At 74.3% G+C, this 12,455-nt stretch carries 9 protein-coding genes; 1 reads left to right on the top strand and 8 read right to left on the bottom strand.

Annotation, left to right across the window (positions count from 1 at the left end; all coding sequences use genetic code 11):
* Positions 1 to 30: 30 nt before the first annotated feature.
* On the bottom strand, positions 31 to 1,017 hold the full coding sequence (gene holA / locus ABT160_RS00520; RefSeq protein ID WP_351641648.1) for a DNA polymerase III subunit delta: 987 nt from the start codon (positions 1,015 to 1,017) through the stop codon (positions 31 to 33).
* Between the two features lie 57 nt (positions 1,018 to 1,074).
* Here holA and ABT160_RS00515 point away from each other — a divergent pair, with 57 nt between their 5' ends.
* A complete protein-coding gene (locus ABT160_RS00515) occupies positions 1,075 to 1,320 on the top strand; it encodes a hypothetical protein (RefSeq protein ID WP_351641645.1) in 246 nt (81 codons plus the stop codon).
* A 105-nt stretch (positions 1,321 to 1,425) separates the two neighbouring features.
* Here ABT160_RS00515 and ABT160_RS00510 read toward each other — a convergent pair whose 3' ends face one another.
* The 7 genes from ABT160_RS00510 to leuS form a co-directional block, all read right to left on the bottom strand.
* Complete coding sequence (locus ABT160_RS00510; RefSeq protein WP_351641642.1) at positions 1,426 to 2,316, bottom strand: YceI family protein; 891 nt, start codon at positions 2,314 to 2,316, stop codon at positions 1,426 to 1,428.
* 191 nt (positions 2,317 to 2,507) lie between these two features.
* The gene (locus tag ABT160_RS00505; RefSeq protein WP_351641640.1) at positions 2,508 to 3,428 is read right to left on the bottom strand and encodes an arylamine N-acetyltransferase family protein; all 921 of its coding nucleotides are present in this window, start codon (positions 3,426 to 3,428) and stop codon (positions 2,508 to 2,510) included.
* Between the two features lie 99 nt (positions 3,429 to 3,527).
* Positions 3,528 to 6,122, bottom strand: coding sequence for a ComEC/Rec2 family competence protein (locus ABT160_RS00500; protein WP_351641637.1), 2,595 nt, complete (start codon positions 6,120 to 6,122; stop codon positions 3,528 to 3,530).
* Positions 6,119 to 6,799, bottom strand: a complete 681-nt coding sequence (locus ABT160_RS00495) for a ComEA family DNA-binding protein (RefSeq protein ID WP_351641634.1) — start codon at positions 6,797 to 6,799, stop codon at positions 6,119 to 6,121. Before ABT160_RS00495 ends, ABT160_RS00500 begins: the two co-directional genes overlap by 4 nt.
* A 671-nt stretch (positions 6,800 to 7,470) precedes the next feature.
* On the bottom strand, positions 7,471 to 8,316 hold the full coding sequence (locus ABT160_RS00490; RefSeq protein ID WP_351641631.1) for a DegV family protein: 846 nt from the start codon (positions 8,314 to 8,316) through the stop codon (positions 7,471 to 7,473).
* A 111-nt stretch (positions 8,317 to 8,427) separates the two neighbouring features.
* A complete protein-coding gene (locus ABT160_RS00485; protein ID WP_351641629.1) occupies positions 8,428 to 9,150 on the bottom strand; it encodes a hypothetical protein in 723 nt (240 codons plus the stop codon).
* 162 nt (positions 9,151 to 9,312) lie between these two features.
* Entirely contained in the window at positions 9,313 to 12,192 is a 2,880-nt protein-coding gene (gene leuS / locus ABT160_RS00480) for a leucine--tRNA ligase (protein WP_351641627.1), read from the bottom strand.
* Positions 12,193 to 12,455: the final 263 nt, after the last annotated feature.

Below are 12,455 nucleotides of genomic sequence, written 5' to 3'. Positions count from 1 at the left end.
TATGTGTGGGGGGCGTGGAACGGAACGGGCTCAGCGGCGCATGCGGGCGGCCTGGGCGATGGTGACCACGACCTTCTCCAGGGCGTACTCGGGATCGTCCCCGCCGCCCTTCACGCCCGCGTCCGCCTCCGCGACGGCGCGCAGCGCCAGCGCTACCCCGTCGGGCGTCCAGCCGCGCATCTGCTGGCGCACCCGGTCGATCTTCCAGGGCGGCATCCCCAGCTCACGGGCCAGGTCGGCGGGGCGTCCGCCACGGGCCGAGGACAGCTTGCCGATGGCCCGCACGCCCTGCGCCAGGGCGCTCGTGATCAGCACCGGCGCCACCCCGGTCGACAGCGACCAGCGCAGCGCCTCCAGCGCCTCGGCGGCCCGCCCCTCCACGGCCCGGTCGGCCACGTTGAAGCTGGAGGCCTCCGCGCGGCCCGTGTAGTAGCGCCCGACGACCGCCTCGTCGATGGTCCCCTCGACGTCCGCCGTCAGCTGCGTCACCGCGCTCGCCAGCTCGCGCAGGTCGCTGCCGATCGCGTCGACGAGGGACTGGCACGCCTCCGGGGTCGCCGACCTGCCCAGCGCCCGGAACTCCTGGCGCACGAACGTCAGCCGCTCGGCGGGCTTCGTCGTCTTGGGGCAGGCGACCTCGCGGGCCCCCTCCTTGCGGGCCGCGTCCAGCAGTCCCTTGCCCTTGGCCCCGCCCGCGTGCAGCAGCACCAGCGTGATCTCCTCGACCGGGGCGCCGAGGTACGCCTTGACGTCCTTGACCGAGTCCGCGGACAGGTCCTGCGCGTTGCGCACGACCACGACCTTGCGCTCGGCGAAGAGCGACGGGCTGGTCAGCTCCGCGAGCGTCCCCGGCTGGAGCTGGTCGGAGGTGAGGTCGCGCACGTCCGTGTCGGCGTCGGCGGCCCGGGCGGCCGCCACCACCTGCTGCACGGCGCGGTCGAGGAGGAGGTCCTCCTGGCCCACGGCGATCGTGACGGGGGCGAGCGGGTCGTCGGTGCTGTTCTTCCTGGTGGCCATCGCGTTCCAGCATCCCACGCGCCACTGACACTCCGGTCCGTGGCGGAGAATGTGCGGGTGAGCGATGTGAGACACGTACTGGTGCTGCCCGACCGCGACGCCGCGGAGGAGGTCACCGAGGAGCTCGCCGCCCGCTTCGGCGTGCGCGACGAGCCGCAGCTGGTGCGGGACGCGCTGGCGGGCGAGGACGACGCCGAGGACGCCCAGTGGCTGGTGGTCGTGGAGGACCCGGACGGCCGGCTGGACCCGGCTGCGCTGGACGCGTTCGCCGCGGAGTACGAGGGGTGGCTGGAGGCCCCGTAGGAGCGCGCGGGCGGACGGCGGCGCCCCGGACCGGACCGGCCGACCCTCTCCGGGCTCAGCGGGCCATCGGGCTCGGGGGTCGCCGGGATCAGCCGGTCGTCGGGATCAGCCGGTCTTCTTCGGCACGATCTGGATGTCGAGGTCGATGGTGATGCTGGAGCCGATCGCCGCGATCCCGCGGGCCAGCAGCGTCTGCCAGGTGAGCGTGAAGTCCTCGCGGTGCAGCTCGGTCGAGGCCCGGCAGGCCGCGCGGGTCTCGCCCTCGAGGCCGCTGCCGAGGCCCAGGTACTGGGTGTCCAGCGTGACCGTACGGCTCACTCCGTGCAGCGTCAGCGCGCCCGTCACGTTCCAGCGGCTGCCGCCGCGGTGGGTGAAGCGCTCGCTGTAGAACTCGATCGTCGGGCAGCGGCCCACGTCCAGGAAGTCGCTGGACCGCAGGTGGTCGTCGCGCATCTGCACGCCGGTGTCGATCGACGCGGCGTCGATGACGACGTGCATCGCGGAGTGCTCCATGCGGTCGGCTATCCGCACCGCGCCCGCGAAGCTGTTGAACCGCCCGTGGATCCGGGCCAGTCCGATGTGCCGGGCCGTGAAGCCGATCTGGGAGTGCGACGGGTCGACCTCCCACTCGCCCGGCTCGGGCAGCTGCGGCGGCGCGGCGATCTGCAGCGTCACGTCGCCGAGGCCGGAGTGGCCGCCCTCGGCGACGGTGGCGTTGCCGTGGAAGGGCGTGTACCCCTCGGAGGTCACCGCGAGCCGGTACTCGCCCGCCGGAACGGTCGCGAGCACGCTGCCGTACGGGTCGGTCTCCCCGCCCAGCACCCTGCGCCCCGCGGTGTCGCTGACCACGTACTCCGCCTGCCGGACCGGCTCGCTGACCGGGTCCAGGACACGGCAGCTGAGCACGCCCGCCGACGCCGGCACGGGCAGCCCCGCGAGCGGGTTGCCGCGCTGTCCGGCTCCGGTCGCGCGCCCGCCAAACCAACGGCTGAACATTCCTCACGCACCCCCGTGCGATTCACTTCCCCAAGGGCCGCACGCGGCAGGACGACACGTGGACGTCGGGGTGGGCGGCCTTCTGACGAAGAGGCATTCGATCACTGTTGAGGTGTTCGGGGCAAACAGAGTCACCTGTTACCAAGGGTCCGCAAGAGCCGCTTGACTCCCCAAGGGTCCTTTTTGAGCCATTAGCCCGCCGGGGAGGCGTCCTGACCGGCGGCCGGATCGTGCGGCAACCGGTCCAACTCCACTCCGAAGAGGTCCCGGTAGGCGGCCAGGACCTCCTCCTCCCCCGAAAGCCACCGCTCCCGCCGGCCCCCGCAGTCGGTCACGATGAGCTTGGCGCCCCTGAGCGTGACCCGCCCCTCCTCGGTGAGCCGCGAACAGACCAGGGACCGGGTGAAGTGCGAGGCGGGCGAGGTCCGCTGGTACCAGGACCCCACCTCGAAGTCCCCCAGCGCCCGGGGCCGCGGGTCCACCCGGTACTGCGGCGTGCCGTCCCGCACGACGTCCAGGTCCCCCTCGGGCGCCTCGACGATCCGGAACACCCCGCCGGGATCGGCCTGTTCGCCCCGCTCGCCCAGCTCCAGCGGCAGCTGGGAGTGGTCCCCGAACCCGACGTCGGCCAGCCGGCTCCGCCCCTCCTCGTCGACCACCCTGAGCACCATGTGGTCGTACGGGATCGAGAGCCCGCCGTCCTCCCGGAAGCACCGCGCCTCCAACAGGTCCACCCGGTAGCCGAGCGTCCTCAGCAACGCGGCGAACAGCCCGTTGAGTTCGTAGCAGAACCCGCCGCGCCGCGCTCCCACCACCTTGTCGAACAGCGCCTGCTCCGCCAGGACCACGTCCTCCCCGAGGTGCAGCGAGAGGTTCTCGAACGGTACGGACCGCAAGTGCCGCAGGTGCAGCTCCCGCAGCCCCTCCCCCGTCCCCCACCCGACGGACACCCCCTCCGCCCCGATCCGCCGCAGATACGCGTCGGCCTGGGCACCGGTGAGGGCGGGAGCGGGGCCGGAGGCGCGATCGGCACTGCGGTCGGCGGTTCGGTCCTCGGTGGAGGCGGAGGCCGTCGGGGCGTGGTCCCCGTCGGGCGTCGTCACGGTCGGCATCAGCCCAGTCTGTCCCCGCCCCTCCCCGGCCACCATGCGCCATTGGTCCTACGCCGCCACCGCCATCGCCATCACCGCCACCAGCGCCTCCCGTGGCCCTCACGGCTCCGGCACCGCCCTCAGGTCCCCGCCCCTCCCTCCCTTCCCCGTGACCGCGATCGTCCCGTCCCGGTCGGTACGGAGCACCACCGCCCCGCCCGCCTCCAGCGCGCCCAGCGTGCGGGGCGACGGATGGCCGTACGGGTTGTCGCGCCCCGCCGACACCAGGGCCAGCCTCGGCCGGACCCGGCGCAGCAACTCCGGTTCCTGGTGCGCCGAACCGTGGTGCGCGACCTTCAGCACGTCCACCGCCGGCAGCCCCGGGTACGCCCGCAGCAGCCCCTCCTGCGCCCTCGGCTCCAGGTCGCCCAGGAGCAGCAGGACCGGCCCGTCCACCACCCGCACCAGCAGCGCCACGCTCGCGTCGTTGGGTCCTTCGGCCCCGAACGCCCCCGGCCAGAGCACCTCCCAGGCGAGCCGCCCGGTCCTGCGCACCTCCCCCGCCCCCGCCCGCACCACCGGCACCCGGGCTCCGGCCGCCGCCCTGCGGACGAACTCCACCTGCCCGGGCGGCTCCTCGAAGGGCGTCACCTCGATCACGCCCACGCTCCTCCCCCGCAACACCCCCGGCAGGCCCGCTACGTGGTCGGCGTGGAAGTGGGTCAGGAGCAGCAGCGCCACCCGGTCGACCCCCAGTTCGCGCAGGCACCGGTCGGCCGCCGCCGGGTCGGGCCCGGCGTCCACCACCACCGCCGTGCCGTCCCCGGCGGCCAGGACCGTCGCGTCCCCCTGGCCCACGTCGCACATCGCGAACACCCAGCCGGGCGGCGGCCACCCGGTGAGCACCCGGGGCAACGGCGCGGGCCGCACCACCGCCAGCATCAGCAGCACCGCGCACCCGGCCACCACCCAGGGCCGCCGTCGTGGCCCGCGGGCCACCAGGAGCAGGAGGACGAGGAGGGTCGCACCGGCCAGCAGCGCCGCGCCCCACCAGCCGCCCACCCAGCCGATCTCCGCACCGGGCAGCGCGGCCCCCGCCCTGGCCACGGAGGCGATCCACCCGGCCGGCCAGCCCGCGCACCGCGCCAGCACCTCGGCCACCGGCATCGCCAGGGGCGCCGCGGCGAGCGCGGCGAACCCGAGCACGGTGGCCGGGGCCACGGCCAGCTCCGCCAGCAGGTTGCAGGGCACCGCCACCAGGCCGACCCGGGCCGTGAACACCACCACCACCGGCGCGCACACCACCTGGGCCGCCATCGCGGCGCCCAGCGCCTCCGCCGCCCTGGCCGGCACCCCACACCGCCGCAGCGCCGCACTCCAGCGCGGGGCGACCGTGAGCAGCGCCCCGGTGGCCAGCACCGAGAGCAGGAACCCGTAGCTCCTGGCCAGCCACGGGTCGTACAGCACCAGGCCGAGCACCGCCGCCGCCAGCGCCGGGAGCAGCGAGCGCCGCCGCCCGGTCGCGATGGCGAGGAGCGCCACCGCCCCGCACGCCGCGGCCCTCAGGACGCTCGGGTCCGGTCTGCACACCACCACGAACGCCAGGGTGAGTCCTCCGCCGAGCACCGCCGTCGCCCGCAGCGGGATGCCCAACCGGGGCGCGAGCCCGCCGCGTTCCGCCCTGAGCGCCGCCCCCGGCGGGCCGATGAGCAGGAGCAGCACGACGGTCAGGTTGCTCCCGGAGACGGCCGTCAGGTGGGAGAGGTCGGTCGCCTCGAAGGCGGCCCGCAGATCGGGCGGGATCCCGGAGGTGTCCCCGACCACGAGTCCGGGCAGCAGCGCCCGCGCGTCGGGCGCCAGCCCCTCGGCGGCCCGCCGCAGCCCCGCCCTCAGCGCACCCGCCGTGCGCTGTACGGACGTCGGCCCGCCGGTCACCACGGGGGGCCTGGCCCCGCTCACCTGGAGGACGGCCGCCAGCGGGTCGCCCTCGTCCCGGGGCGGCACCGCCCTGGCGGTGACCCTCAGCCGGGTCGAGGGCAGCAGCCCCCGCCACTTCGCCGTGTCTCCGGGCGATCCCGGCGCGACGATCACCAGCACCGGCGTCCGCGTACCGCCGACCGCCTCGCCCCGCCCGGGCCGTTCCACCCGGGTCGCCTCGGCCTCCAGCACCACCGCGTCGGGCGCCATGTGGTCCCCGCTCACCCGGGGGCGCACCGGCCGCGGGTCGGAGGTGACCGTCACCTCGGCAGTGACCCGCGCGTGCTCCCCGGCCAGCTCGGGCAGCGGTCCCCGCCGCACGTCGGCAGCGTGCAGCCCCGCCGAGGCCGCCCCGGCCGCGGCGCACAGCAACACCCCGGCCCCGGCCGTCGCGTTGACCCGCCACCGCGCCCCCGGACCCGGTCCGCCCTCGGCCCGCGACCGCCCCGCTCCCGGACACCCGCGCCCGGTCCGGAGCCACCACGTCCGCAACCGCCACGCCCCCGTGCTCGTCGCCCCGGAAGCCGCCACGGCCGCCCCGAGCAACAGCGCGCCCGCCACGGCCAGCGCCCCCACCCCGATCGCCGTCCAGCGCCCCGGCGCCCCCACCGCGAGGGCGGCGGCGATCCAGGCCGCCAGGGCGGGCGGGACGAGCCGGAGATCGACCGGTGCCTCCTGGCGGGGGTCACTGGCCCCGAGGGTCCGGCCGGAGGCGAGGTGGACCGCTGGGCGGGTCATGGCCGCACCTGCTCCCGGAGGTCGGCGAACCTGCGCTCGCCGATTCCGTTGACCTCGCGCAACTCCTCGACCGACCGGAACCCGCCGTGCTCGGTGCGGTAGTCCACGATGTGCCGCGCGAGGACCGGGCCCACGCCGGGCAGGGTGTCGAGCTGCTCCGCGGTCGCCGAGTTGAGGCTCAGCGGCCCGCCCGGCTGCCCTCCGCCCGTGCCCGTCCCCGTACCGCCTCCTGCCGCTACCGGCTGGGGTGCTCCGGGGACGTCCACCGCGACCTGCTCGCCGTCCGTCAGGACCCGGGCGCGGTTGAGGCTCGCCAGGTCGGCGCCGGGCCGGGCGCCCCCGGCCGCTCTCAGCGCGTCGGCGACCCGTGCCCCCGCCGGCAGTCGCAGCACCCCGGGCCTGCGCACCTTCCCCGCCACGTCGACCACGACGAACCCGGCGGCGCTCCCCGCCGGGGACGGCGGGCCTCCCGGGCGCGAGCCGGCGGGAGGTGCCGTCCTGCGCGAGGCGTCCGGCGAGGACGCGACCGCCGCCTGCCGCACCACCTCCGGGGCCCGCACGCCCTCCGGGCTGCCTGCGCGGAAGTACTGCACGGCCAGGACCGTCGCCACGACCAGGACCACCGCGAGCGCCGCCAGGCTCCTCGGTTCCAGTCCGCACCGCAGTTGCACCCACACCGGGAGCCGTTCCCTTAACGCGAGCCGCAGCCGCTCCCGCCGGTCCGGGGACGGGGACGGGGACGGAGCAAGCGCGGTAGGAGGAACGGCAGTTGGCGGGGGCTGAGGTGGTGGGGGCGTGGGTGCGGGTGGAGGCGCGGGCGGTGGGTGGGTGCTCGGGAGCGGGGCGTCCGCGAACAGCGCGTCGGCCCGCCGCCGGGCGGCCGCCACCGCCCGCGCCCGCGCGGCCCCGCGACCGCGACCGTCGGATCCGGGTCCGCGGCCGGGCCCACTGCCCGCGCGCCCGCCACGGACCCTGCGCGCGGAGGGGCCAGGAGGAGAAGCTCCCACGAGGTCCGGAGCCGGGACCTGACCCGGGACCGGAGCCGGGACCTGACTCGGAACCAGGGCTGGGACCGAGCCCGGGGCAGGGCCGGAGGAAGGATCGGGGACGGAGCCGGAACGAGGACGCGAAGACGAGGAAGTGACCATGGACAAGACGGTAGGCACACCCGTCCGAATCCGCTGAGACGCCTCAATTTCCGTGGATAACCGGCGTCTTGTGGAAAACTCGGTCACCCGTCCGAGTGACCGCCCCCTGAAGCAGCGGCGCTCCGCCCAGCAGAAGCGCGCCCCTCCCCTGAGCGACGGCGCCCCACGTCAGAGCGCGCCTCACGCAGCGGCGCCCCCGCTCACCTCGCCGAGACCACGGCCCCCAGCAGCCCCGGCCCCGTGTGCGCCCCGATCACCGCGCCCACCTCGCTGACGTGCAGGTCCTCAAGCCCCGGCACCTTCTCCCGCAGCCGGTCCGCCAGTGCGGCGGCGCGCTCGGGAGCGGCGAGGTGGTGCACCGCGATGTCCACGTGGCTGGTTCCGGCCCGCTCGGCGACGATCTCCTCGAGCCGGGCGATGGCCTTGGACGCGGTGCGCACCTTCTCCCGCAGCTCGATGCGCCCGCCTTCCAGCTCCAGCAGCGGCTTCACGGCGAGCGCGGAGCCGAGGAGCGCCTGGGCGGTTCCGATGCGGCCTCCGCGGCGCAGGTAGTCGAGGGTGTCGACGTAGAAGTACGCCGAGGTGCCGGAGGCCCGCTTCTCGGCGGCGGCGACGGCCTCGTCCAGGGTGCCGCCGGCCTCGGCCGCCTCGGCGGCGGCCAGGGCGCAGAAGCCGAGCGCCATGGCGACCATCCCGGTGTCCACGACGCGTACGGGCACGGGGGCGTCCTTGGCCGCGAGGGCGGCGGCGTCGTGCGTGCCGGAGAGCTCGGAGGACAGGTGGAGCGAGACGATCCCGGTGGCGCCGGCCTCGGCGGCGGCGCGGTAGGCCTGGGCGAACACCTCGGGGCTGGGCCGGGAGGTGGTGACCGAGCGCCGCTTCTGCAGGGCCTGGGCCAGGGAGCGGGCGGAGATCTCGTTGCCCTCTTCGAGGACCTGGTCGCCCAGTACGACGGTCAGCGGCACCGAGGTGATGCCGTGCCGCTCCATCATCCGCGGCGGCAGGTAGGCCGTTGAATCAGTGACGATCGCGACATGGCGGGACATGAGCGGGAGGTTACCCGGCGATGCCGCCGGTCGGCAGCCCGGCCCCTGCGGCGTACCGTCCGAGTGATCGGTTCCGGCCGTCCCGCGTCACCCGGGCGACGCCCTCGCCGGTCAGTTGGTGGTCTCGGGGCGGGTCGTCTTCTGCCAGGGGTAGGCGGTCTCCTGGCGGGGGTCGCGTGCGGTGATCGCCTGGGGGACGGTGGGCTCCTGCGGGCGGACGGGCTCCTGCCGGGGCGCCGCGGCAGGAGCCGGGGAGGCGTCGGGTTCGGCGGGGGCCCAGGAGGGCTCGGGGTCCGTCCAGTGGCGCAGGGCGCCCGCCTCGACCTCGATCTCGGCGCTCAGGGTGGTGAGGTCGTCGGAGGCGAACTTGCGGGCCCGGTCGCGGGCGGCCCAGCGCAGGGCGTCCGCGGAGTGCGTGATGCGCTGGGTGCGCTCGCGCAGGTCGTCCAGCTGGGCGGCGACCTGGGCGCGGTCCGGCTCCCGCTCCAGGCGCTTGAGGTCGTCGTCGAGCTCGTGCCCGTGGGCGCTGAGGCGCTGGAAGAGGGCCAGGGACTCGCGCAGGGACTCGTCCTCGACGGCGCCCGCGTGGAGCGCTTCCTGGGTGGCGCGCATGGACGTGCGCAGGGCCAGGCGCAGCTGGGCCAGCTCCCCTGCGACGCCGCCCTGGCCCAGGCTCCTGGCCCGCAGGGTGGTGTCCTCGACCGTGCGCCTGGCCTGGGTGACGGTGCGCTCCACGCCGCGCTTGGCGGCTCCGACCACCTTGACCGTGACGTAGGCGCCGACGGCTACGAAGGCGACGAAGAGCAGCGCCAGTATCAGGATCGCGGCTTCCATGGACGTCCCCTCGGATCGGGTGGCTGTGCGCCGGGTGGTTCTTCCAAGGTAAACGGAGCGGGCAGGCGGAGGGTTCCAGCGGAACCCCCAACCTGCCCGTAGGGGAAACCCCGAGTCCCGGGGGCGTCGCCGCCCCCGGGGCCCTCACCTGCCGGTACGTGGTCAGCCGGTGACGATGTTGACCAGCTTCGGCGCGCGCACGATGACCTTGCGCACGGCGGCGCCGCCCAGGGCCGCGACGACGCCCTCGTCGGCCAGGGCCAGGGCTTCCAGGTCCTGGTCGCCGATGGAGGGCGAGACCTCCAGGCGGGCCTTGACCTTGCCCTTGATCTGCACGACGCAGGTGACGGTCTCGTCGACGACGTACGCCGGGTCGGCGACCGGGAAGTCCTGGTGGACGACGGAGCCGGTGCGGCCCAGCTTGCGCCACAGCTCCTCGGCGATGTGCGGGGCCAGCGGGGCGACCAGCAGGACCAGCTGCTCGGCGACGCTCCGGGAGATGGCACCGCCGGACTTGGTCAGGTGGTTGTTCAGCTCGGTGACCTTGGCGATGGCGGTGTTGAAGCGCATGGCCGCCATGTCCTGCGAGACGCCTTCGATGGCCTTGTGCAGGGCGCGCAGGCTGTCCTCGTCGGGCGCGGCGTCGACGACGGTGGCCTCACCGGTCGCCTCGTCGACGACGTTGCGCCACAGGCGCTGCAGCAGGCGGTACTGGCCGACCACCGCGCGCGTGTCCCAGGGACGGGAGACGTCCAGGGGGCCCATGGCCATCTCGTACAGGCGCAGGGTGTCCGCGCCGTACTCGGAGCAGATCTCGTCGGGGGTGACCGCGTTCTTCAGGGACTTGCCCATCTTGCCCAGGACGCGGCTGACCTTCTCGCCCTGGTAGTAGAACGCGCCGTCGCGCTCCTCGACCTCGGCGGCGGGCACCGCGATGCCGCGGGCGTCGCGGTAGACGAAGGCCTGGATCATGCCCTGGTTGTACAGCTTGTGGAACGGCTCGGCCGAGGACACGTGGCCCAGGTCGAACAGCACCTTGGACCAGAAGCGCGCGTACAGCAGGTGCAGTACGGCGTGCTCGGCGCCGCCGACGTACAGGTCGACGCCACCGGTGGGCATGCCCTCGCGCGGGCCCATCCAGTACTGCTCGACGGCGGGGTCGACCAGCTTCTCGGCGTTGTGCGGGTCCAGGTAGCGCAGCTCGTACCAGCAGGACCCGGCCCAGTTGGGCATGGTGTTGGTCTCGCGGCGGTACGCGCGCGGGCCGTCGCCCAGGTCCAGGGTGACGTTGACCCAGTCGTCGTTGCGGGACAGCGGCGGCTCGGGCTTGGTGTCGGCGTCGTCCGGGTCGAAGGTGCGCGGCGAGTAGTCGTCGACCTCCGGCAGCTCCAGCGGCAGCATGGACTCGGGCAGGGCGTGGGCGATGCCGTCCTCGTCGTAGACGATCGGGAAGGGCTCGCCCCAGTAGCGCTGGCGGCTGAACAGCCAGTCGCGCAGGCGGAAGTTGACGGTGCCCTCGCCGATGCCGCGCTCGCGCAGCCAGTCGGTGATGACGGCCTTGGCCTCGACGACGCCCAGGCCGTCCAGGGAGACCTCGGCGTTGGCGGAGTTGACCAGCTTGGCCTCGTAGGAGCCGAAGGCGTCGTCCCAGGCGGCCGGGTCGGTGCCGCGGTCGTCGGAGGGCTCGACGACGCAGCGCATCGGCAGCTCGAAGGCGCGGGCGAAGGCGAAGTCGCGGGTGTCGTGCGCCGGGACGGCCATGATCGCGCCGGTGCCGTAGCCCATCAGCACGTAGTCGGCGATGAAGACGGGCACCTGCTCGCCGCTGACCGGGTTGGTCGCGTACGCGCCGGTGAAGACGCCGGTCTTCTCCTTGGCGTCGGCCTGGCGCTCCACGTCGGACTTGGAGGCGGCCTGCTTGCGGTAGGCGTCGACGGCCTCGGACGGGGTGGCGTGACCGCCGGTCCACACGTCGTGGGTGCCCTCGGGCCAGGCGGCGGGGACGAGCTTCTCGACCAGGTCGTGCTCGGGCGCCAGGACCATGTAGGTGGCGCCGAACAGGGTGTCCTGGCGGGTGGTGAAGACGGTGATGGCGTCGTCGCCGACCCGGAAGTCGACGCGGGCGCCCTCGGAGCGGCCGATCCAGTTGCGCTGCTGCAGCTTGATGGCCTCGGGCCAGTCCAGCGCGTCCAGGTCCTCCAGCAGGCGGTCCGCGCAGGCGGTGATGCGCATGTTCCACTGGCGCAGCTTGGCCTTGAAGACCGGGTAGTTGCCGCGCTCGGAGCGGCCGTCGGCGGTGACCTCCTCGTTGGCCAGGACGGTGCCCAGGCCGGGACACCAGTTGACCGGGGCGTCGGAGGCGTACGCCAGGCGGTACTCGCCCAGGGCGTCGGCGCGCTCGGTGGCGCTCAGGTCGCTCCACGCGCGCGTGGAGCCGTCGGCGGTGGGGACGGGCCGCTCACCGCTCTCGAACTGGGCGACCAGTTCGGCGATGGGACGGGCCCTGTCCGCCTCGGTGTCGTACCAGGAGTCGAAGATCTGCAGGAAGATCCACTGGGTCCACTTGTAGTAGTCCGGGTCGATCGTGGCGAAGGAGCGGCGCTTGTCGTGCCCCAGGCCCAGCCGGCGCAGCTGGGCCTTCATGTTCTCCATGTTGGCCTCGGTGGACACGCGCGGGTGCGTGCCGGTCTGCACCGCGTACTGCTCGGCGGGCAGGCCGAAGGCGTCGAAGCCCAGGGTGTGCAGGACGTTGTGGCCGCTCATGCGTGCGTGGCGGGCGTAGACGTCCGTGGCGATGTAGCCCAGCGGGTGGCCGACGTGCAGGCCGGCGCCCGAGGGGTAGGGGAACATGTCCATGATGAACTTCTTGGGGCGGGCGACCACGGCGGGGTCACCGGCCAGGTCACCGGTGGGATTGGGCGCCTCGTAGGTGCCCTCGGCGTCCCAGAAGTCCTGCCAGCGTGCCTCGATGTCGGCGGCCATGGCCGCCGTGTAGCGGTGCGGGGCTGCCGTCTCTGCGGCGGCGGAATTCGTCTCGCTCATGATCCCTTGAAGCTCCATCGGTCGTCTCTGCCTGCGAATTCGGAAACGAAAAAGCCCCTCGCACAGGAGGGGACGCCGCGCCGATTCCGACCGGGTTTCCGGACCCGTCGGGACTGATCAGCGCGGCTCGCTAAGCAGAAGGCGTACGGCACGCATGGCGTCAGGGTACCGCAGGGCCCCTGAGGGCCGCATCGAGCTTCCGGGAGGGCCTGAACGCCCCATGGGTTACCCCGCGTATCCCCCTTATCCGGGGCAACAGCGGG

Origin of the sequence: Streptomyces sp. NPDC001941 (assembly GCF_040296945.1) — a bacterium.
Classification (GTDB): Bacteria; Actinomycetota; Actinomycetes; order Streptomycetales; family Streptomycetaceae; genus Streptomyces.
Note: the sequence above shows the minus strand (reverse complement) of the source record. Positions and strands in the feature narration are given on the sequence as shown.